We start from the raw sequence: 20,069 nt of genomic DNA on the forward strand, positions 1-20,069 counted from the left end.
CTACGGACAGTGGGCTGCGACACTGCCTGTACGGGAACACTGAGCTATTCGTGTTCGTCAGGCAAGAGGGTGTGTCTTGCACCCTGAGAAGTCACTCGACCCCTTTGAAAGGCTCCTGGACCGATGCGTTCGACGCTCACACGCGGTGCCGCCACCGCCCTCCTGCCCACCCTCGGCATGCTGGTCCTGGCCGGCTGCGGCGGAGACGAGACCGGCGGTACCGAGACTCCCTCCCCGAGCGCCCCCGCGTCGACCCCGACCGCTACCTCGAGTCTGCCGACGAACACCCCCGCCCCCAGCTCGCCGAACACCAGCGCCCCCTCGAACACCGCCGACCCGTCCGGGGAGCAGGCCGACGTGACCGTCGACGTCACCGTTGCCAACGGCAAGGTCAACCCGAGCGGCGCGACGATCAAGGTCAAGTCCGGCCAGACCGTGCTGGTCAAGGCGGTCAGCGACGCCGCCGACCAGCTGCACATCCACGGCTACGACAAGGAGCTCGCGCTCACCCCCGGCAAGCCCGCCTCGGTCAAGTTCACCGCGAACATGAAGGGCACCTTCGAGATCGAGACCCACGAGAGCGGCAAACTCGTCGCCAAGCTCGTCGTCTCGTGATCCCTGTGTTGCTGCCGCTCCACGGGATCGGCGGGCGGCAGGATCTGCCGGTCCCGTTCGGGCTGGCGGTGGGCGGTGCCGCGGTCGCCGTGGCGCTGTCCTTCGTCGTCCTGGGCCTGGCCTGGCGCAACCCGAAGTACCGCGGTGACGCCTCCGGCGTACCGTTGCCGACCGCAATCAGCCGGCTGATCGACGCGGCCTGGTTCCGGTGGATCGTCCAGCTCTTCGGCCTGGCGACGTTCCTGTACGCGATGGTCTCGCTGCTGTTCGGCGTCGACCGCCTGACGAACCCGATCTTCGGGTTCGTCTACATCCTGGTCTGGGTCGGCCTGGTACCGATCTCGCTGCTGTTCGGCCCGGTCTGGCGGACGCTGAACCCGCTGCGCACCATCCACCTCCTGCTCTCGAAGCTGCTACGTCAGCCGCCCTCGAAGGGTCTGCTGGAGCTCCCGGCCTGGGTCGGTCTGTGGCCGGCCGCGCTGGGCATCTTCGCGTTCACCTGGCTCGAACTGGTCGCCCCGGACCGCGCAACGATCCCGGTGCTGCAGGCCTGGATCGCGTTGTACGTCGTGATCACGCTGTTCGGTGCCGTCCTGTTCGGCGACCGGTGGTTCGCGCAGGGCGATCCGTTCGAGGCGTACGCGACGCTGATGGCGCGACTGTCGCCGTGGGGCCGCCGTACCGACGGTGCGCTGGTACTGCGCCGACCGCTGGAGAACCTCGACGGCCTGAAGCCGCGACCCGGCCTGGTCGGGATGGTGGCCGCACTGCTCGGCTCGACGGCGTACGACGGGTTCTCGAACTCGTCGGCGTGGATCGGCTGGGCGCAGAACCAGGACGTCTCGATGACCTGGCTCGGGACGGGCGCACTGATCGTCTTCATCCTGTTCGTGCTCGTCACGTACTCCGGCGCGACGGTCCTGGCCGGCCGCCTCTCGGACAGCTCCCGCAAGGCGCTACCGGGCCTCTTCGCGCACTCCGTCGTACCGATCGTTCTCGGGTACGTCGTCGCGCACTACCTCACGCTCCTCATCCTGGAGGGGCAGCGGACGCTCATCTACCTGAGCGACCCGCTGAGCAACGGCGCGAACATCTTCGGCACCGGGCTGCTCGCGGTCAACACAGGTATCACGAACCACAGCACGGCGATCGCGGTGATACAGGTCCTCGCCGTGGTCTTCGGACACCTGCTCGGCGTCGCCTCGGCCCACGACCGCGCCGTCGCCCTGTTCCCGCGGGCGAAGGCACTGGCCGGCCAGATCCCCCTGCTGATCGTCATGGTCGGCTACACCTGCGGCGGACTGCTTCTACTGTTTTCTTCGTGATGTACACACCAGCCGACCGCTCGGGCCTTCGCGACGCACTGGTCGCGCAGGCCCGAGCAGACACGCGCGTTGCGGGCGCGGCGCTCACCGGATCGGCTGCTGTAGGTGCCGAGGACCAGTGGTCGGACATCGACCTTGCACTCGGCCTGACTCCGTCTGCCGACCAGTCCGCAGTGCTGGCCGAGTGGACCGCGCTCATGTACGGGGAGCATGGCGCCGTGCACCACACCGACGTCTGGTCGCGTCAGACCGTCTACAGGGTGTTCCTGCTGGAGTCCACGCTGCAGGTCGACATAGCGTTCGCACCGGCCGAGGAGTTCGGTGCGCTCGGACCTACGTTCCAGCTGCTCTTCGGTGAGGCCGTGGAGCAACCGGCGTGGAGCACACCGTCTCCCGTCGATCTGGTCGGCATGGGGTGGTTGTACGCGTTGCACGCCCGGTCGAGCATCGCGCGGGGCAAGGCGTGGCAGGCGGAGTACATGATCAGCGGCGTCCGCGATCACGTGATGATGCTGATGTGCTTGCGGCACGACGTACCGCACTCTCAGGGCCGTGGACTGCACCTGTTGCCTTCGGCTACCACAGCGGCTGTGGAGCCGACGCTAGTGCGATCGCTGGAGCCCGTGGAGTTACAGCGGGCGTTCCGGGCGAGTGTCGACGTACTGCTGAGTGAAGTGCCGTATGTGGACGAGGAGCTGGCGGTCAGGCTTGCTGGTCCGCTGCGGGCGCTGACGGCTTAGGCAGGCTGCGGCTGGTGACGATCAGTAGTGCGAACGCGATCAGGCCGACGATCAGGTGAGAGTTGCCGGGGATCGACTGCCAGAACGACCAGTCGAGCTCACGGTCGTCGCGGTACGGGACCCACCAGATCGAGCGCAGGACGAACAAGCCGTAGAACAGGACGCCGGTGACGACCGCGGGGTTGAGGCCCCACCAGCGGTTGACGCCGCGGATCAGGCTGACGCCGAGCGGGATGATCCACACCCAGTGGTGGCTCCACGAGATCGGTGACGCGTACAGGACGGCCAGCGCCATCACGGAGATCGCGGTGACCCGCTCGTCGGCAAGCCAGTACTTCCGGGCCAACCACAGCACGACCAGCCCGAACACTGCCGACAGCACGAACCAGGTCGGCTGCACCCAGCCCGCCTCGTCGCCGATCCGGTGCAGGAAGCCGTTGAACGACTGGTTGCCGGTGTAGGTGAGCCCACCGACCCGGTTGGCGTCCAGGATCACGTCGGTCCAGTACCGCCAGGACTGGTTCGGCACAACCGCGAACCCGATCGCCATCGTCGCCAGCAGCCCCAGTACTGCGTTGCGCAACGCACGCCACTGCTTCGTCACCACGAGCAGCGCCAGCAGCGGCAACGGGGTGAGCTTGACGCCGATCGTCACACCGAGCCAGAACCCGCGCAGGCGGGCGTCGTTCGGGCGGACCAGGTCCAGCAGGATCATTGCGGTCAGCAACAGGTTGATCTGGCCGAACTGGATCGTCTGCCAGACCGGCTCCAGCAGCAGCGACAGCGCGGTGAGCGCCGCGAGGACCGCCGTACGCTTGCGCTTGGTGAAGAACGACCAGAAGGTCTTCGTCAGACTGGTCCGCCACAGCGCGGTGATGCACAGCACCGAGAGGGTCGTCCACGCCACCAGCGCGACACCCCACGGTACGGCGGCCAGCGGGACCATCGCGATCGCCGAGAACGGCGGGTACGTGAACGGGAGATTCGAGCCGCCCGGCAGCTTCGCGTCGTACAGCGAGTCGCCGTGCAGCAGCACCGAGCCGCCCATCCGGTAGACGCGCAGGTCGATCATGCCGCCGTACAGGTGGCCGATCCAGGCGCCGAGCGCGACGAGCAGCGCGCAGGCGGCGACGGCGATGACGATGCGGCGGCGGCCGGCGGGACGAGTCGGGGAGGAGGCAGGGGTGGTCACGGTCACGTCAGGTCGGCTCCGAACAGGGTTTCCAGCGCTCGCCGGGTCTCGTCGTACTCGGTGTGAAGGATCGCGGTCATCCCGACCGCGCGGGCGCCGTCGACGTTCAGCTGCAGGTCGTCGACGAACACGCATTCGGCCGGTTCGAGGCCGAGCCGATCGGCCGCCAGCCGGAAGATCTCCGCGTCGGGCTTGCGGAGGCCGACCTCACCGGAGATGACGATGTCGTCGAACATGCCGTCCCAGGTGTCGCGGGGGTACGTGTTGCCCCAGGAGTTGGACAGCAGCGCGGTTCTGATCCCGCGTTCGTTGGCCCGCCGGACCAGCGCGGCCATCGCGGGCTGGTGCTCGAAGTGCGCGAACATCCGCTCGATCAGTCCCTCGGCAGGGACCGGCGTACCGTCGCGGCGGACCAGCATCGAGGCGAGCTTGCGTTCGAAGTCGGGGACGGCGATCTGACCGCGCTCGAGCGCGTGCACCGGGTTGAGCTCCGCCTCGGCGACCGCGTTCTCCGACGGCAGCCATTTGAGGACGGCGGCCAGGTAGGAGTCGAAGTCGAAATCGTCCAGCTCCGCCCAGCGCCGTAGGGCCGGCTCGAGACCCGAGGTGAGCACGCCGCCCCAGTCCACCAGGAGCCCTCGCGGCACCGCCTGCACCTCGACCATGGCGGCAAGACTACTCAGACCGGCGCGTCCTCACTGTCCCCACCCTCGGTCTCACTCGCTGTATCCGTCTTGGAATTCAGCGCTCGTATTCGATGCTGACGTCACCCGACGAGGTCTTCGCGGTGATCGTCCGGGGGGCGCCCGGATCGCTCTTCACATTCGCGGACTCGTCGCCGGAGGACGTGTCGGTGTCGATCTTGTACGCCTCGTCGCCGGCCGGGATCCGGATCTCCACGTCTCCCGAACTCGTCCGCGCGTTGACCGACTGCGGCGCGACGGTGAAGCCCAACGTCGTTCTGCCCGAGCTGCTGTGCGTCGTCACCGACGTCGAGGACAGGCCGTCCGCCTCGAGGTCGCCCGAGCTCGACCGCAGCTCCAGGGGGCCGCCGACGTCGTGCACCTTGATGTCGCCGGAACTGGTCTTGACGTTCGCCCCGCCGTCGAACCCGGAGACCGTCACCTCGCCGCTGCTGCTCTCGACCGTCAGCTTCACGTCCCGCGGCACGGTCAGCACGTACGTCGTCCTGCACCCGAACGACAGGAACCCGCAGCCACCGCTGTTGAGCTCGAGCTCGCCGTTGTCGTACGACTCCTTCGGGTCCGAGCCGAAGATGTTCCGCTTGGACTGCCGGTCGATCGTCACCTCGGTGCCGTCCCCCGGCCGGACCTCGACCGTCGAGGAGCCGTTCTTCACGAGCAGCGAGCCGCCCTCCACGGCGTAGCTGCTCCGGCCGCTCGCCGTGTCCTCGGTCAGGCCGGTCAGCGCCCAGTACGCCCCGCCGAGGATCAGGGCGACCGAGATCGCGATCCCGTACCGTCTCTGCGGGGTCATCGAGCTCCCCGGGCGGCTCTGGACATCGGACATGACGCTCCCTCACGTGCGGGTCGAAGTACCTCCCACCCTGACAGATCGGGGCCCCGCTGTCGGCGGGGTTGTCCCCCAGATCCCACCGACCCGACCCTGAGAAGGGGCCGCGCCGGTCAGGCCGGGACGGAGTGGAAGTCGGCGGCGATCGCGGCGGCGAGCTGCTGGAAGCCCTTGCGGAGCTTGCTCGACTTGGCCGCCTCGGACAGGCTGCGCCCGTGCGCCATCGCGGTGTCCGTCGCGCCCAGGTCGTACGGCAGCAGCACGGCGCGGTCGATCCCGGCGTACTGCCGCAGCGCCTCCACCGCCGCGTCGCCGGGTGATCCGCCGAGCGGCCCGGAGCGAATCCGGTTCACCACCACGCGGACGGTCACCGACGGTACGACGGCGCGCAGCTCGTGGACCGCCCGGATCAGCCGGGTCAGGCCGACCGGGTCCGCCGTACCGACGACGATCACCTCGTCGGCCTCCTCGAGCGTCACCACGGTCGCCCCGTTGCGCCGCGGGGCCAGCGAGTCGAACGAGATCTCCTCGTCGGTCTCGATGCAGAACCCGGCGTCCACCACCGTGAGCGGCGCCAGCGTCCGGGCGGTCGACCAGATCGACTCGACGGCCGCGGGGCGCAGCTCGGTCCAGCGGTCGGCGCGGCTGAGGCCGGTCAGCACGAGGAGGTGCGGGTTCACCGAGCGGGAGTGCCGGGCGAGCGTCACCATGTCGAGCGAACCGTTCGACGCGGAGCGGGCCGCGGCGGCCAGCCCCGAGGTCTCGTCGAGCATCCCGAGCATCTGCGCGACGGTCCCGCCGTACACGTCGGCGTCCGCGAGCAGGGTCGGCACGCGCCGCACGGACAGCTCGCTCGCGAGGTTGACCGCGACCGTCGTCCGGCCGGGCGCGCCGGTCGGGCCCCAGACCGCGATCAGCCGGCCGGTGCCCTGCGGGAAGGCCGGCTGCTCGGCCTGGCCGGCGTTCTCCGGGGTGAGCGGTACGAAACCGCCCGCGAAGTGCGACGTGGTGATCGGCGGGCCCGAGTCGACCGCGTCCGAGACCGCGCGGCCGAGGTCCACCGGGCTCACGTCGGCGGGCAGGATCCGCTCGATCCCCATCCGGCTGAGCCGGTCCTCGGCGCCGAACGGGGCGCCGGTCTCGAGCGGGTCGACCAGGGCGAGTACGGCGATGCCGCGGGCGTGCAGCGCGGCGACGGCATCGGACGACAGGCGGGGCAGCGCGTCGGCGAGCACCACTGCGCGGGCTTGGCCGCTGGCGGCGGCTGCCATCACGTCGGCGATGTCCACGCAGCGCCGTACCACCCGGATCCCGGAGGCGTGCTCGGTCCGCCGTACGACATCTGCTTCCCACGGCGCGCCGGTCACCGCCAGCAGGATCGGGATCGACATCAGCCGGCCTTCCGGACCAGGGTCGGCTCTCCGGCGCTGATCGCGGTCAGGGCGGACGGGATGCGGGGCAGGTCGCTCTGCGTCAGGCCGACCGTGATCTGGCGGCGTGCGGAGCCGCCGGCGACGCCCTTCAGCGAGTCGATCTGGAGCACGCGGACACTGCTCCACAGGGGCCGGGCGGGCTGGCCCTCCGCCTTCGGCACCACCCAGACGTCCACGAGGTCGCCGACCGCGGTGTCGGACGGCAGGTGGCCCGTGGCGACGGACAGCGGCATCTCGGTGCGGTCCCGGTCGGAGGCGGGGACGGCGGCGTCCTTCGGAACGAACTCGCCCGGACCGACGGTGCGGCCGACGACCAGGCCCTCCAGCGCGGCGTCGGCCGACAGGTACCGCTGGGAGTCGTCGCTGCTGGTGAAGCGGACCCGGACCGTGGTCAGGTCGTCGGTGGTCAGCGGGGTCCCGAGCTTGAGCTCGTGCTTGGCCGCCCAGATCGTGGTGGTGTCGTCCGCGGACGACAGCAACTTCGCCCCCGCCAGCGCGGTGATGGCGACGAGCAGCACGCCGAGCACCAGGCGGCCGTCCTTCCAGCGCGCCTTCCGGTTGCGCTGCGCCGGAGCGGCCGGTGCCCCGAACCCGCTTCGCACTGCCGTGTCGACCACGTCGTCTCCCCAGTCGATGGATCGCTCTCGGCGGACATTCTGCCTGGTCGCCGATCGCAGGGTGAACAGTCATCCACAGGCTGTCATGACCTGGGGACAAACTCGAACATCCCCTAGCCAACCGTGGCAAACTGAAAGAACCAGCCACTGTGCGAAGGAGTACGACGATGCCGGGTCCCCGATTCCTCCAGCTCGCCGACGTCGCCGAGGTCCTGAACATCTCGGCGAACCAGGTGTACGCCCTGGTCCGGCGCGGCGACATCCCCGCCGTGAAGATCGGCGGGCGCGGTCAGTGGCGCGTCGAGGCGTCCGAGCTGGAGAAGTACATCGAGCGGCTGTACACCGAGACCAAGCAGTTCATCGACACCCATCCCTTCGGCGAAGAGGCCGAGACCACCGAGGACGCGCACCTCTGACAGTCCGCCCGGCGGGCTGGCGCCGGGCTGGGTCCGAGACAGGCGGCGGGGTCCGGGGACAAGCGATTGCTTGTTCCCGGACCCCGCCGCTTGTGCTTTGTGTCAGCGGCGGCGGAGGGCGCGGAGGGACTGGGTAGGGACGAGGCGGACGTTGTAGACCTCGGTACGGCGGCGCGGTGCGTCCAGGGGGTGCTCGGCGAGTTCGACGAAGTCGGCGCCGACGCGGTCGATGGTGCCGGTGACCGGACCGCCGCCACCGCTGCAGAACAACGTGACGGGTGAGCGGTCCCGGGCGATACCGCGAAGCAGATGCGCCAGGCCGAGTTTGCCCTCGACGGCTCCGACGGCCGGCTCCGCCCACGGTCCCAACCGGTGTACGGCGACCAGCGCGGTCACCGGGATCAGCCACTCCTCGTAGCGCTCGGTCTCGAGCAGCAGGCAGTCCTTCCCGACCCGGCTGAGCAGCCCGCGGACGGGCTCCGCGTCGTTCAGTTCGACGCGTACGACGGTGTTCACCGCCCCGCGGAGCCGGTCGAGCACGGTGATCTTCCCGACCTCGGCCCGGATCCGATCGGCGACCTCGCCGTACAGATCACCGTCCTGGAGCGCCTCGAACTGCGACTCCAGGTCCGCGAACAACGCATCCCACCGCATGACCGTGAACCTACCGGGCCCCGGTACCGCGATCACCCTCCGCAGCGGAAATCGACGCAGCGTGCGTTAAGAACTTGCAAAGTGGGCGTAGAACCGGTCTATAGTGGTCAAGCCAAAGCAAACTAAAGCAAACTCATAGGTCAGGGGCGAAGCGGGATGAACGCGATGATCCGGGCGCTCAAAGGCATCCTCGCGGTGCTCGCACTGGCCGGCCTCGGCCTGCTCCTCCGCTGGATGACGGCCGGTTCGATCAGCGGCCTCCGGACCTACGACCTGGATTCGCTGACCGTCGTCGCGGTCGGAACCATCGCCTGGATCGCCTACGCGTGGCTCACGCTGGCCGTCCTGCTCACCGTCCTGGAACAGGTCCCCGGTGTCATCGGCGAACTGGCCGGCGCCGTAGCAGGCCGAATCACCACCAAAACCGCCCGAGCCCTGCTCCGCTCCGGCCTCGGCGTGGCCGCCGTTACGCCCCTCACAGTCGGCGTAGCCAACGCAGCCCCCACCACGGCGCACATCCGCCACACCCCCGAGGCCCCGTCAACCCTCCACCTAGGCGCCGCCCCCACCGCCGATCGCGTGCACCTCACAGACACCCCACAGAACCCCGCCCCCTTCCGCGCGACCGAACCGCGCTCGACCATCCACGTCGGCGGCAACAACCCCAGCCCGCAGCACCCCACCACCGAGTCCGCCTCTACCGCGCAGCTCAGCAACAGCCAGACCGCACCACAGCAGCCGGCCGCAGACCGCAGCAACTTCCGTGCCACCGAGCCCCCGTCGACCCTCCGGATCGGCAACCCCGAGACCGACCCCGGACGCACAAACACCGCGCACGCCGCGCCCCAGCAGCACGAAAACGAAACCGCCCCGGAGCAGGCAACCGGAGGGCACAGCGAGTTCCGGGCGACCGAGCCCGCCTCGACCGTGCAGATCGGCGGCAACGAGACCGCTGCGGAGCAGGCAACCGGAGGGCACGGAGAGTTCGGGGCGACCGAGCCCGCCTCGACCCTGCAGATCGGCGGCAACGAGACCGCTGCGGAGCAGGCAACCGGAGGGCACGGAGAGTTCCGAGCGACCGAGCCCGCCTCAACTGTGCAGGTCGGCGGTAGTGAGGCTGATTCGCGGAAGGCGGGCGGCGAGGCTGCGGGCTCGGATCGGCCAGCAGGTGAGCGGCAGCGGACCGACGTACCGAACCAGCCAGCAGGCGAGCACCAGCGGGGCGACGTACCGAATCAGGCGGCAGGTGAGCGAGCGCGGGTCGGGGTGCCGGATCGGCCTACGGACGGGGCTCCTACCCGGTACACCGAGCTGCGGCCGCGGGTGCCTGTGCGGGTCGTCGTACGCGAAGGCGACTCCCTCTGGAGCATCGCCGCCCGCGAACTCGGCCCCGCCGCCACGAACGACGCCATCGCCGCGCGCTGGCCCGACTGGTACGCCGCGAACCGCCAAGTGATCGGGGACGACCCCGACCTCATCCTCCCCGGACAGGTCCTCCGCATCCCGCCGGCACCCAACGGCGACCACCTCCCGCCCCATCACCAGGAGCCGTGACATGAGCCAGCAGCACAACCTCGCGCAGGCCGACCCCACCACCTTCACGACCGCAGCACCGCACGCACCGGAGGCTCCCATGGCCGTCACCCCGACCCCGTCGCCAACCGAGCTCACCACCCCGCGCACCCCGCGGTCCGCGAGCACCTCCGCCCCGCTCGCCACCGCAGCTCCGGAGCAGGCAACCACGGGCGACGCGGTACTGACCTCGGTGACCCGCCCCCAACTCCGCTCGCTCACCAACCCAGGCGACCACCAGGTGCCGGCCACCGCCCGGTACGCCGACCAACTCACCCACGGAGCCCTGGCCCTACGCCTCCAGGCCGTCACCCGTCTCGGCCTCCCCACCCCACGCCACCTCTCCAGCACCACCCCCCAGGCAGCCACGCCGAGTCCGGCCGAGGCCGGCAGCGCGCACGCAGGCCTGGCAACTTCGGGCAAGGCGCTCAACAGCCAGATAGCCACCCGTCAGGCAAGCCCACAAGGTGTCGAGCCCCACACCCCGCACGCGGGCGTGGCCGACGCAACCCCGGCAGACGCAGGTATGGCGCACGCGAGCCAGGCGAACGCAGACGTGGCGGACAGGCCTATCGAGAAGCTCAGCGTGGTGCAAGACAACCGAAGCGCCACGCCGGCAGACGCGGCGCCTGGGCGCCCTGACGGAGCCCAGGCACCGCTCAACACCACCCCGAGCACGCGTCCCGCGGAGGATGCGAGGCGGACTGCGCCAGGTACGGCCGGTGGTCAGGCGGTCCGCGGTGCGGGCGCCGCTGGCGCGCGAGGTACCGCGGCGGTTTCGGCCGCCTCCCGAGCGACTTCGGGGACCGCGGTTGTTGGTGGGGAGGAGGCTCGGCGTGGGGAGGTGCCGGGGTTGCCGGGGGCTCGGGTTTGGGGTGGGCGATTGGCTCAGGCGGTGTCTGAGGTGCTGGCGGGAGATCGGCCGATCTCGCAGCTGGTGCGGTTCACCGACGATGCGGTGTTCATGGACCTGAACCGCCGGGTGCGGATGCTCGGGCTGAACTCGACCGCTGGTTCGCGTGGGGCGAAGGAGAAGAGCACGGTCCGCTCGGTGCGGGTTTTCATGCCGAACCCCAGCATCGCCGAGGTCGCCGCGCACGTACGGTACGGCCGCCGCTCCCGCGCGATCGCCCTTCGCCTCGAAGTCCGCCGCAACCGCTGGGTCTGCACCGCCCTCGAGCTCGGCTGAACCTTCCCCCAGACGGTGGTGCGTCGCTGCGCCGTGGACACCTGCCGGCGAGTGTGAACATCTGGTCAGCTGTCCGCGCTCCCCTTGGGTTGTCCGCAGTTCCGTCGGCTGGACGGCAGCGATCGGTTGGCCTGCGAGAGCGTACGAAACGAGGGGCAACTCTTGGGTGGAGGTTGGCGTCTCAGAGGGTGCAATTTGATTGTGCTGTAGCTGTCACATGGTTTGGGGTGGGGCGGCGTACGGTGGCTGGGTTGTCGGGTCTTCGGGGGTACGGGGAATGGCTGGGAGCACGACTGCTTGGCAGGTCGGTGTTGATGAGCTGACCGCGGCTGAGCGGGCGCGGGTGGTGCCTGTGGTGCGGGGGCGGCGGTGGAGCGAGCGCGTGCGGGTGCTGTATCCGTTGGCGGTGCGTTATCACCGCGCCGTCAAGCGCATCGAGTGGATGCGTTCCAGGACGCCGTACGCCGGGACGCGCGACGTCAACGATCTACCCGTGCGCATCAAGCGCCACAAGTCGTTGCTGTTGCGGCAGCTCGGGGAGACCGAGATGTGGATGCAGCACAACAAGGTGACGAACCTGAAGCTCGCGTGTGCGCAGGTCGACGGTCTGCTGATCCGGCCGGGTGAGACGTTCTCCTTCAACAAGGTCGTCGGCAACGCGACCCGGCGCAAGGGGTACGTGCAGGGCATGCGGCTGTCGAACGGCCAGGCGAAACCAGGTATCGGCGGCGGCATCTGTCAGCTCGCCAATCTGCTGCACTGGATGGTCCTGCACTCGCCGATGACCGTGACGCAGCGGTCCACGCACAGCTTCGACCCGTTCCCGGACAACGGTCGCGTACTGCCGTGGGGTGTCGGCTGCAGCATCGTCTACAACTACGTGGACCTGCAGTTCCGCAACGACACCGACCAGACGTTCCAGCTGCGCACCAGTGTCGGCGACCGCTACCTCGAGGGCGAGATCCTCGCCGACAGGCCCGCCGAGTCGTCGTACCGCGTGTTCTCGAAGGACGAACGGTTCCTCCGGGCCGGTGCGGACTACTTTCGCCGCAACGAGATCTGGCGGACCGTGATCGATCGCCGCACGGGTACGCCGGTCCGCGACGAGCTGATCCGCGAGAACGTTGCCCTGGTCAAGTACCTTCCGGTCGACGTACCGGTGCTGGACGTCGTCCTCCCGCACTGATCACTCGAGCAGCGCGCACCCGTACTTCTCGAACAGCGCCGCGACATCCCCCGAGAACCCGCCGTGCAACTCCGCCAGCAGCGCCTGTGTCGTCGCCGACATCACGAGTACGTACCGCGCCGGCTCCTCGCTCGGGTTGCCGAACGTGTGCGGCACGCCCCGCGGCCCGACGATCCCGGACCCGGCCGGTACGTCGTAGTACTCGCCGTCGATGTTCAGCCGCAGCGTCCCGGACAGCACGTACCAGGCCTCGTCGTCGGTGTGGTGCACATGCAACGGCGCCTGCCACGCGACCTGGTCCGTCGTACGCCCCGCCGCCTCCCACTCCGCGAGCACGAGCCCGGATCCCTCCGGCGCGATGGTCCGCCCGAGCAGCGGCACCCCTGACAGGTCGTCGCGACGTGGCACCAGGATCTCCTCCTCGTAGGGCACTCACCATCCTCATGCCCCGACCCGCACCCGGCAAACTGTCGGCGGGGCGTAGCAAACTGGAGAGGTGACCGTCGCTGTCGAGCCGTACCGGGAGCGCCCCGCGCGCATCGCCGGCGCCGACCTGTGGACACGTACGGCGGAAGGCGGGGAGTACCGGATCCTCCCCGACGGCTGCATGGACCTGTTACTCATGGACGACGACCTGATCGTCGCCGGGCCGGACAGCCGTGCCTGGACGGGCAGCGCGCCGCGCGGGACGCGGTACGCCGGGATCCGGTTCGCGCCCGGTGCCGCGCCGGCGTTCATCGGCGTACCCGCCCGCGAACTGCTGAACGAACGGGTCCGCTTGGCCGACCTCTGGTCGCCGAACCGCAGCAGACGGCTCCTGGACCGCATCCGCGCGGCGCCGGACCGGGCAACAGCCCTGGACCTGGAGGTCGCGAAGCTGGTCGAAGAGCCCGCCGACCGTCTGACAGCCCACGTACTGCGCAGCGTCCGCAGCGGCCTGCTCCGCGGCACGGCCGGCGTCTCCCGCCTCGCCGGGACGATCGGCCTGAGCGAGCGGCAGCTGCATCGCCGCTGTCTGGACGCGTTCGGCTACGGGCCGAAGATGCTCGACCGCGTGCTCTGGATGAACGTCGCGCTCGACCATGCCCGCACCGGCCTGCCGCTCGCGGACGTCGCCATGATCACCGGGTACGCCGACCAGGCCCACTTCACCCGCGACGTCAAAGCCCTCACCGGTCTGCCGCCGAAGATCCTGCTGGGCTGACACACTGCTCTGCATGAGCGAAGTCGGTACCACGACGACGTTGCGGCACAACCCGCTCAACGCGGTGACGGCGAACGTCGAGCGGATCACCTACGCCGACGGCCGGACCGTCGTACGCAAGGAACTTCGGCGGCCGACCGGGTCTTCCGGTCCGTGGGCCGCCTCGACAGACCCGCGGCACTGGAACTACTGGCGCCGCGAGCTCGAGGTGTACCGCGACGACGAACTCCGCGCACGACTCGCCGACACCGGACTGGTCCTGCCCGAGGCGCAGGTCGACGAAGGACCTGACGGCGCCGTCCTGCTCATGGAAGACATCCGCGGTACGCCGGGCACGCACTTCAGCCTCGCGGAACACGCCGCACTCGCGCGGGCCTGCGGTCGCTGGCAGGCCCGCCCCACCGGGGAGCGACCGTGGACGTCGACGGGCTTCCTCCGCGACTACTCGACGACCCGAGACGTCCCGTGGCACCTGATGACCGACGACACCGCCTGGCAGCAGCCACTCATCCGGGAGACGTGGCCGGCCAGGCTGCGAGAGGCCTGGACCCGGCTGCTCGTCCACCGTGAGGCACTGCTCGACCTGGTGGCTGCTCTCCCCCGCGCCCGCTGCCACCTGGACTTCTGGGTGTCGAACGTGATCCAGCGGCCAACCGGCGAACTCGCCTTGTTCGACTGGGCGTTCTACGGCGACGGCGCGCTCGGTGAGGACATCGGGAACTACATCCCGGACGCGGTGTTCGACCTCTTCTGGCCGGACGAACGTCTCCCCGAACTCGCCGACACCTGCATCACCAACTACCTCGACGGCCTGCGTGAGGCGGGGTGGCGTGGCAACCGGGACCAGGTGCGGCTGGCGGTGATGGCGTCCGGTGTGAAGTACGCGTGGCTGCTGCCCCACTTACTCGGCCGGGCGTCCGACACCACGCACAACGCCTACCACCGCCAGGTCGACAGCCGCCACCTGTTCCACCAGCGCGGTCAGGCCCTGCTGTACGTCGCGGAGCGGTGCGCCGAGGCACTCAGCTGACGATCAGGAACTCCGGTCCAGCCGGGCGACACCGATGGCGGCATCGGCCATGCCGTAGAAGACGTAGCGGATCCCGTCGACCTCCTCGATCGCGGTCGGGAAAACGACGTTTCCTACCGTTCCGACCGTTTCCTCCTCGGTTTCCGGAACCATCAGCGGCTCGGTCGTGCGCGTGACGACCCGCGTGACGTCCTCGGGGTCCAGAATCAGCGCGCCGGCGGCGTAGCAGACCTTCTGGGTTGCCGGGTCGAAACCTTCGGGCCGCTCGCCGGTGACGCCGTGATGGATGACGAGCCAGCCTTCTGGGACCCGCAGCGGAGCCGGACCGGCGCCGATCTTCAACTCCTCGAAGGGGTACTCCGGCATCGCGACCAGCCGGTGCTCCCGCAGGTGCACGAGGTTGCGCAGATCCTCCTCGACGGCCGTCACCGGGACGAACGACACCCAGATCCCCGGACGGTCGTCCGGCACGCCCGCCGGCAGATGCACGCCCTCGCCCTCACGGAACCACCCCAGGTCCCACATCGGCCGGTGCAGCATCGCGTACGACGGAACGCCGTCCGGACCCGGCACCGGCTCCGGGAAGAAAACGGTGTCCTTGTTCGGGAACAGGTTGAGGTCGGTGTCCAGCCCGGGCTGATACTCGAAATGCAGCGGACCGAGCCGCCGCCAGTCCCGCAGGTCCGACGACACCGCGAGCGCGGGCTTCGGCCCGAGCGGACCGAACGCGACGTACGTCATCACATGCAGGCCGAGCGACGGCACGTAGGTGACCCGCGGGTCTTCCACGCCGGCGTTGTTCTTCCCGCGCTCCCAGCCCTCGTCCGGGGCGAGCACGACACCTTCCCGACGGACACCGGACGGTATCCCGTCGGTCAGCTCGACCGCGGCCAGTCCGACCCGGGACACGTTGCCCGTAGCAACCAGCCGCGGCAGCAGGTACAGCCGGCCGTCGGGGGTGTGCCCGGTGGCGGGGTTCAGCACCCCCTCGGCCTCGAGCTCGTTGCCCGGCTCGGCGGTCATCAGGACGCCGACGCGCGTGAGAGTGTAGGGAAATGTCACGAGAAGCCTTTCTGGGACAGCGTTTTCGGGTCCGCCCTCGACGCCCGGCAACAGATTCGTCATCGGCGTGGACCTCTCGGACACGCCGTCTGCAGCCGGGGCCGGCAGCGTGAGCGGCCGTCGCTTTAAACCGGTTTAAGAGGCATCTAAACCGGTTGAAGCCATCGCCGTCAAATTCCGGCGGCTTGCGCACTAACGCAATCTCTGGCCGGTTCCGAGCACTCGTTTGCAGCCGATCGCTTGACGAGCGTCCGGGCGGAGCGCTTCACTGGTCGGCAGTGACGCACCCAGCCGGTACCAGGCCGACGGCCTGAAGTCCGGTTTTCCGGCGCCAGGGAACTGAGAAGCCCGAGGCGGGGTCGCGTCCCCGGGACCGATGGAGCCAATCGTGTCCAGACTCACCCGCCGCCTGCCGGCAGCAGTCGCGGCCGTGCTCACGACCGCCCTCGCGCTCACCGCCTCCACCCTCGCCGCCTCCGCCCTCACCCGAAACCCTGCCGACGCGGCCGTCACGCTCCCGCCGGCGCACGCGAAGTTCGACTACCAGATCGGCGGCGCGTACACCCCGCCCGTCGGCGTCCAGGTGGTCACCCGCGACCGGACCGCCGCACCGGCCGCCGGGCTCTACAACATCTGCTACGTCAACGCCTTCCAGGTCCAGCCCGGCGAACAGGACCAATGGGCACCCGACCTGCTGCTCCGCGACGCCGACGGCAACCTCGTGATCGACGAGGACTGGGGCGAGCCACTGCTCGACCTCCGGACGGCGGACCAGCGGACCCGGATCGCCGCGAAGGTCAACGGCTGGATCGACGGCTGCGCCGCCAAGGGCTACCGGGCGATCGAGCCGGACAACTACGACAGCTACACCCGCTCGCGGAACCTGCTCACCGCCGCTCAGGCCAAGGCTTACCTGACCTTGCTGGCCACGCACGCCCACGGCAAGAATCTGGCGATCGGCCAGAAGAACACGGTCGAGCTCGCCGGCGACCGGCAGGCGGTCGGCCTGGACTTCGCGGTCGCCGAGGAATGCGGCCAGTACGACGAGTGCGGTGACTACGTCGATGCCTTCGGCAACAACGTGATCGTGATCGAGTACACCGGCGAGGGCCGGCGTACGGCGTGTTCGCAGTACGGCGGAACGCTCTCGATCGTGCAGCGCGACGTGGACGTGTCCACTCCGGGCGATCCCGGGTACGTCCGCAAGACCTGCTGAAACTCCTTTCCCCCACCCCTTTTCTGGAGACCCTCATGTCCCAGCATGCTCCGAACCTGTCCCGCCGCGACGTTCTCCGGGCCGCGGCCGCACTGGCCGCCGTCGGCACAGCCGGCACCGTGGGTGCCTGCGGCAAGAACGACGACGACCAGGGAGTCGGCGCCGACGGTGTCGTGACGCTCGACCTCTGGCACGGTCAGGTGGATCTCGGTAAGGCCGCGATCGACGCCCTGATCACCGCGTTCAACCAGTCGCACCCGAAGATCAAGGTGGTCGGGGGCGGTGGCGGAGTCACCGCGGACAGCATGCTGCAGAAGGTCACCGCGGGTCTGGCGGCCGGGTCCTACCCGGACATCGCGTACATCTTCGGGTCGGATCTCGCCAGCCTGACCAAGAGTCCCAAGGTCGCCGATCTCACCGGTCAGCTGAAGATCGACGACTACTGGCCGGCCGCGAAGGACGCGGTCAGCGTGAAGGGCAAGGTCCGCGCCGCGCCGGCGCTGCTCGACTCGCTGTGCGTGGTCTACAACAAGAAGCTGTTCGCCGCGGCCGGCGTACCGGCGCCGAAGCCGGGCTGGACGTGGGACGACTTCGTCGCCGCGTCGAAACAGCTGACCAACCCGGCGAAGGGCGTCTTCGGCACCGGCTGGCCGGGCGTCGGCGACGAGGACACCGTGTGGCGGCTCTGGCCGATGATCTGGGACCTCGGCGGCGACGTGGTCAGTGGCGACGGCAAGAAGGCCGGCTTCGACACCGTCGGCGCGCGGGCTCTCGAGACGCTGGACCGGCTGCGCATCGACAAGTCGTTGTACGTCGACCCGAAACCGGGCAGCGAGCAGCTGTACCAGGTGTTCCTCGGCGGCCGGATGGGAATGGTTGCCACCGGCCCCTGGCAGCTCCCCGAACTGAACGACAACGGCATCGAGTACGGCGTCGTTCCGCTGCCGTCGTACTCCGGGAAACCGGTGACGATCTCCGGTCCGGACACCTGGACGATCTTCGACAACGGCAAGGCCAAGGTGAAGGCGGCCACCGAGTTCGTCACCTGGCTGGCGGATCCGGCGCAGGACATCCAGTGGGACGTCAAGGGCGGCAGCCTGCCGATCACCAAGGCGACCGCGGAACTCCCGCAGTGGAAGAAGCATTCCGCGGAGACGAACGGGCTGGACGTGTTCGTGACGGCGCTCGACACCGCGAAGGTGCGGCCGACGATCTCGGCGTACCCGAAGATCTCGCAGCACGTCGGTGAAGCGATTTCCGCCGTACTGCTCGGGAAGCAGAGTCCTGCGGAGGCTTTGAAGAAGGCTGTCGACCAGTGCAACCAGGTGCTGGCGGTGCCGAACTGATGGCGAGCGTGGTCGGTACGTTCACCGTCGACCCACGGAGCCGGGCGGCCGCGCGGCGACGGAGGCGTGGTGAGGGAGCGACCGGGTGGGTGTTCGTGAGCCCGTCGGTGCTGCTGATCCTCGGGCTGAGCGTCGTACCGGTGCTGTGGTCGTTGCTGTTGTCGTTCCAGGTCAACGACCTGGTGTCGCCGAGCGAGTGGGTCGGCCTCGCGAACTACAAGGCGCTGCTGAAGGATCCGTCGTTCGGGTCGGCGGTCTCGCACACGGTTGTCTACGCCGCGCTCTATGTGCCGTTGAGTGTCGTCGCGGGGCTGGCGATCGCGATCGCGCTGGATCGGAAGATCGCGCTGATCGGGCTGTACCGGACGCTGGTGTTCGTACCGTTCGTGGTGTCGGCGGCGGCGCAGGGCGTGCTGTTCTCGTTCGTACTGGACCCGGAGTTCGGCGCGGCGAACTCGGTGCTGCACAAGCTCGGGTTGCCGGCGCAGGGGTTCTTCAGCGATCCGGGGCAGGCGCTCTACCTGCTGGTCGCGATCTCGCTGTGGAGCGGCACCGGGTTCTGCGTGATCGTCTACCTGGCCGGTCTGCAAGGGGTTTCGAGCGACCTGGTCGAGGCAGCGCGGATCGACGGCGCGAATCGCTGGGGTGTACTGCGGCACGTCACGCTGCCCGCACTGACGCCGGTGACGATCTTCCTGCTGCTGTTCCAAACCATCAACGCGTTGCAGGTGTTCGACCTGGTGTTCGTCACCACGAAGGGCGGACCGCTCGGGTCGACGACCGTGATCGTGTACTTCATCTGGGAGAAGGCGTTCAAGACGTTCACGGCCGGGTACAGCGCGGCGGCGGCGTACACCTTGGCGGTCGCGCTGCTCGTCATCGGCGTCGCGCTGCAGGTCTACCGGCGGAGGGTGGCCCGATGAAGCGACTGCCCTTCAGCGGTTGGCATCTCGTGCTCGCGCCGCTGGCGGTACTGTTCGCGTTGCCGCTGGTGTGGCTGCTGATCAGCTCGGTGATGAGCAACGCGGAAATCAACCGTTTTCCGCCCGCGCTGTGGCCGCAGGGGATCAAGCTCGACGGGTACCGGTACGTGCTCGGAAACGCACTGTTTCCGCAGTGGTTCCTGAATTCCCTGATCGTTTCCGCGGTGGCCGTGACCGCGAACCTGGTGCTCGGCTCGCTCGGCGGGTACGCGTTCGCGCGGATCCGGTTCGCCGGGTCGAAGCTCGTACTCGGGCTGATGCTGGCGACGATGGTGATCCCGTTCCAGCTGACGATGATCCCGACGTTCCTGGTGATGAAGCAGCTCGGACTGATCGACACACTCGGCGCGCTGATCGTTCCGTCGCTGGTGACACCGCTGTCCGTGTTCCTCTTCCGGCAGTTCTTCGTCTCGTTGCCGCGGGAGCTCGAGGAGGCGGCCTGGATCGACGGCTGCGGCCGGCTCCGGATCCTGGTGTCGATCGTGCTGCCGCTCGCCCGTCCGGCGTTGAGCACCGTCGCCGTCCTGACCTTCCTCGCGACCTGGAACGACCTGACCTGGCCGTTGATCGCGATCAACGGCGAATCCACCTACACCCTCCAGCTCGGACTGACCACGTTCCAGGGGCAGCACCACACCCAGTGGTCCGCCGTGATGGCCGGCAACGTCATCACCGTGCTGCCCGTCCTGCTGGGGTTCCTCCTGGCCCAGAAGGCATTCATCCGCTCGCTGGCATCCACCGGACTCAAAGGCTGAC

General features: G+C 69.2%; 21 protein-coding genes. 13 read left to right on the forward strand and 8 right to left on the reverse strand.

The features are described 5' to 3' along the window. Positions 1–123: 123 nt before the first annotated feature. From BJY22_RS38670 to BJY22_RS38680, 3 genes are read left to right on the forward strand one after another with little or no spacing between them, the layout of a single operon-like run. Positions 124–615: a cupredoxin domain-containing protein gene (locus tag BJY22_RS38670; protein WP_167216959.1), complete on the forward strand. Its 492-nt coding sequence runs from the start codon at positions 124–126 to the stop codon at positions 613–615. Next, entirely contained in the window at positions 615–1,940 is a 1,326-nt protein-coding gene (locus BJY22_RS38675) for a hypothetical protein (RefSeq protein ID WP_420371443.1), read from the forward strand. Before BJY22_RS38670 ends, BJY22_RS38675 begins: the two co-directional genes overlap by 1 nt. Further along, a complete protein-coding gene (locus BJY22_RS38680) occupies positions 1,940–2,680 on the forward strand; it encodes a nucleotidyltransferase domain-containing protein (RefSeq protein ID WP_167219223.1) in 741 nt (246 codons plus the stop codon). The genes BJY22_RS38675 and BJY22_RS38680 overlap by 1 nt, the downstream gene beginning before the upstream one ends. Here BJY22_RS38680 and BJY22_RS38685 read toward each other — a convergent pair. The 5 genes from BJY22_RS38685 to BJY22_RS38705 all read right to left on the reverse strand — a co-directional run bounded on the left by BJY22_RS38685 (position 2,643) and on the right by BJY22_RS38705 (position 7,455). Then, on the reverse strand, positions 2,643–3,878 hold the full coding sequence (locus BJY22_RS38685; RefSeq protein ID WP_337759790.1) for a glycosyltransferase 87 family protein: 1,236 nt from the start codon (positions 3,876–3,878) through the stop codon (positions 2,643–2,645). The two genes, BJY22_RS38680 and BJY22_RS38685, sit on opposite strands and share 38 nt — an antisense overlap. Continuing rightward, positions 3,875–4,537, reverse strand: a complete 663-nt coding sequence (locus BJY22_RS38690; protein WP_167216962.1) for an HAD family hydrolase — start codon at positions 4,535–4,537, stop codon at positions 3,875–3,877. The genes BJY22_RS38685 and BJY22_RS38690 overlap by 4 nt, the downstream gene beginning before the upstream one ends. A 76-nt stretch (positions 4,538–4,613) precedes the next feature. After that, positions 4,614–5,369 (reverse strand): DUF4097 family beta strand repeat-containing protein, encoded by a 756-nt coding sequence (locus tag BJY22_RS38695; protein WP_238350577.1) that lies wholly within the window; start codon positions 5,367–5,369, stop codon positions 4,614–4,616. Between the two features lie 149 nt (positions 5,370–5,518). Further along, the gene (locus BJY22_RS38700; protein WP_167216966.1) at positions 5,519–6,796 is read right to left on the reverse strand and encodes a CpaE/TadZ family protein; all 1,278 of its coding nucleotides are present in this window, start codon (positions 6,794–6,796) and stop codon (positions 5,519–5,521) included. After that, positions 6,796–7,455 (reverse strand): hypothetical protein, encoded by a 660-nt coding sequence (locus BJY22_RS38705; RefSeq protein WP_167216968.1) that lies wholly within the window; start codon positions 7,453–7,455, stop codon positions 6,796–6,798. Before BJY22_RS38705 ends, BJY22_RS38700 begins: the two co-directional genes overlap by 1 nt. Before the next feature lie 167 nt (positions 7,456–7,622). On the opposite strand from BJY22_RS38705, the gene BJY22_RS38710 reads away from it, so the two are divergent. Next, the gene (locus tag BJY22_RS38710; RefSeq protein WP_167216969.1) at positions 7,623–7,871 is read left to right on the forward strand and encodes a helix-turn-helix domain-containing protein; all 249 of its coding nucleotides are present in this window, start codon (positions 7,623–7,625) and stop codon (positions 7,869–7,871) included. A 102-nt stretch (positions 7,872–7,973) separates the two neighbouring features. Here BJY22_RS38710 and BJY22_RS38715 read toward each other — a convergent pair whose 3' ends face one another. Further along, positions 7,974–8,525 carry a hypothetical protein gene (locus tag BJY22_RS38715; protein WP_167216971.1) on the reverse strand — a complete coding sequence of 184 codons (552 nt, stop codon included), beginning with the start codon at positions 8,523–8,525 and terminating at the stop codon, positions 7,974–7,976. Between the two features lie 156 nt (positions 8,526–8,681). Between BJY22_RS38715 and BJY22_RS38720 the strand changes: the two genes are divergently transcribed. The 3 genes from BJY22_RS38720 to BJY22_RS38730 all read left to right on the forward strand — a co-directional run bounded on the left by BJY22_RS38720 (position 8,682) and on the right by BJY22_RS38730 (position 12,472). Then, positions 8,682–10,079 carry a LysM peptidoglycan-binding domain-containing protein gene (locus tag BJY22_RS38720; protein WP_202891458.1) on the forward strand — a complete coding sequence of 466 codons (1,398 nt, stop codon included), beginning with the start codon at positions 8,682–8,684 and terminating at the stop codon, positions 10,077–10,079. 1 nt (position 10,080) lies between these two features. Then, positions 10,081–11,286 carry an Rv3235 family protein gene (locus tag BJY22_RS38725; RefSeq protein ID WP_167216973.1) on the forward strand — a complete coding sequence of 402 codons (1,206 nt, stop codon included), beginning with the start codon at positions 10,081–10,083 and terminating at the stop codon, positions 11,284–11,286. 277 nt (positions 11,287–11,563) lie between these two features. After that, a complete protein-coding gene (locus BJY22_RS38730; protein WP_167216975.1) occupies positions 11,564–12,472 on the forward strand; it encodes a VanW family protein in 909 nt (302 codons plus the stop codon). On the opposite strand, the gene BJY22_RS42215 is transcribed toward BJY22_RS38730, so the two are convergent. Next, on the reverse strand, positions 12,473–12,904 hold the full coding sequence (locus tag BJY22_RS42215) for a cupin domain-containing protein (RefSeq protein ID WP_167216976.1): 432 nt from the start codon (positions 12,902–12,904) through the stop codon (positions 12,473–12,475). A gap of 64 nt (positions 12,905–12,968) precedes the next feature. On the opposite strand from BJY22_RS42215, the gene BJY22_RS38740 reads away from it, so the two are divergent. Together BJY22_RS38740 and BJY22_RS38745 are read left to right on the forward strand one after the other, a co-directional pair. Next, positions 12,969–13,676, forward strand: coding sequence for a helix-turn-helix domain-containing protein (locus tag BJY22_RS38740; RefSeq protein ID WP_337759791.1), 708 nt, complete (start codon positions 12,969–12,971; stop codon positions 13,674–13,676). A gap of 13 nt (positions 13,677–13,689) precedes the next feature. Next, a complete protein-coding gene (locus tag BJY22_RS38745) occupies positions 13,690–14,706 on the forward strand; it encodes an aminoglycoside phosphotransferase family protein (RefSeq protein WP_167216978.1) in 1,017 nt (338 codons plus the stop codon). A gap of 3 nt (positions 14,707–14,709) precedes the next feature. Here the strand turns inward: BJY22_RS38745 and BJY22_RS38750 are convergent, their stop codons facing one another. Next, complete coding sequence (locus tag BJY22_RS38750; protein ID WP_337759792.1) at positions 14,710–15,768, reverse strand: glycoside hydrolase family 130 protein; 1,059 nt, start codon at positions 15,766–15,768, stop codon at positions 14,710–14,712. A gap of 388 nt (positions 15,769–16,156) precedes the next feature. Here BJY22_RS38750 and BJY22_RS38755 point away from each other — a divergent pair, with 388 nt between their 5' ends. From BJY22_RS38755 to BJY22_RS38770, 4 genes are read left to right on the forward strand one after another with little or no spacing between them, the layout of a single operon-like run. Continuing rightward, complete coding sequence (locus tag BJY22_RS38755; protein ID WP_337759793.1) at positions 16,157–16,984, forward strand: endo alpha-1,4 polygalactosaminidase; 828 nt, start codon at positions 16,157–16,159, stop codon at positions 16,982–16,984. A gap of 35 nt (positions 16,985–17,019) precedes the next feature. Next, positions 17,020–18,330, forward strand: coding sequence for an ABC transporter substrate-binding protein (locus BJY22_RS38760; RefSeq protein WP_167216984.1), 1,311 nt, complete (start codon positions 17,020–17,022; stop codon positions 18,328–18,330). Continuing rightward, positions 18,330–19,253: a carbohydrate ABC transporter permease gene (locus BJY22_RS38765; protein WP_167216986.1), complete on the forward strand. Its 924-nt coding sequence runs from the start codon at positions 18,330–18,332 to the stop codon at positions 19,251–19,253. Before BJY22_RS38760 ends, BJY22_RS38765 begins: the two co-directional genes overlap by 1 nt. Continuing rightward, complete coding sequence (locus tag BJY22_RS38770; protein WP_167216988.1) at positions 19,250–20,068, forward strand: carbohydrate ABC transporter permease; 819 nt, start codon at positions 19,250–19,252, stop codon at positions 20,066–20,068. The genes BJY22_RS38765 and BJY22_RS38770 overlap by 4 nt, the downstream gene beginning before the upstream one ends. Position 20,069 lies beyond the last annotated feature (1 nt).

It is taken from the genome of Kribbella shirazensis (genome assembly GCF_011761605.1).
GTDB classification, from domain to species: Bacteria; Actinomycetota; Actinomycetes; order Propionibacteriales; family Kribbellaceae; genus Kribbella; species Kribbella shirazensis.

Bases quoted from the DNA above. Each gene is read 5' to 3' on its own strand.
- BJY22_RS38670 (WP_167216959.1), top strand. From the start codon at position 124: ATGCGTTCGACGCTCACACGCGGTGCCGCCACCGCCCTCCTGCCCACC.
- BJY22_RS38680 (WP_167219223.1), top strand. From the start codon at position 1,940: ATGTACACACCAGCCGACCGCTCGGGCCTTCGCGACGCACTGGTCGCG.
- BJY22_RS38690 (WP_167216962.1), bottom strand. From the start codon at position 4,537: ATGGTCGAGGTGCAGGCGGTGCCGCGAGGGCTCCTGGTGGACTGGGGC.
- BJY22_RS38695 (WP_238350577.1), bottom strand. From the start codon at position 5,369: ATGACCCCGCAGAGACGGTACGGGATCGCGATCTCGGTCGCCCTGATC.
- BJY22_RS38700 (WP_167216966.1), bottom strand. From the start codon at position 6,796: ATGTCGATCCCGATCCTGCTGGCGGTGACCGGCGCGCCGTGGGAAGCA.
- BJY22_RS38710 (WP_167216969.1), top strand. From the start codon at position 7,623: ATGCCGGGTCCCCGATTCCTCCAGCTCGCCGACGTCGCCGAGGTCCTG.
- BJY22_RS38715 (WP_167216971.1), bottom strand. From the start codon at position 8,525: ATGCGGTGGGATGCGTTGTTCGCGGACCTGGAGTCGCAGTTCGAGGCG.
- BJY22_RS38720 (WP_202891458.1), top strand. From the start codon at position 8,682: ATGAACGCGATGATCCGGGCGCTCAAAGGCATCCTCGCGGTGCTCGCA.
- BJY22_RS38725 (WP_167216973.1), top strand. From the start codon at position 10,081: ATGAGCCAGCAGCACAACCTCGCGCAGGCCGACCCCACCACCTTCACG.
- BJY22_RS38730 (WP_167216975.1), top strand. From the start codon at position 11,564: ATGGCTGGGAGCACGACTGCTTGGCAGGTCGGTGTTGATGAGCTGACC.
- BJY22_RS38745 (WP_167216978.1), top strand. From the start codon at position 13,690: ATGAGCGAAGTCGGTACCACGACGACGTTGCGGCACAACCCGCTCAAC.
- BJY22_RS38760 (WP_167216984.1), top strand. From the start codon at position 17,020: ATGTCCCAGCATGCTCCGAACCTGTCCCGCCGCGACGTTCTCCGGGCC.
- BJY22_RS38765 (WP_167216986.1), top strand. From the start codon at position 18,330: ATGGCGAGCGTGGTCGGTACGTTCACCGTCGACCCACGGAGCCGGGCG.
- BJY22_RS38770 (WP_167216988.1), top strand. From the start codon at position 19,250: ATGAAGCGACTGCCCTTCAGCGGTTGGCATCTCGTGCTCGCGCCGCTG.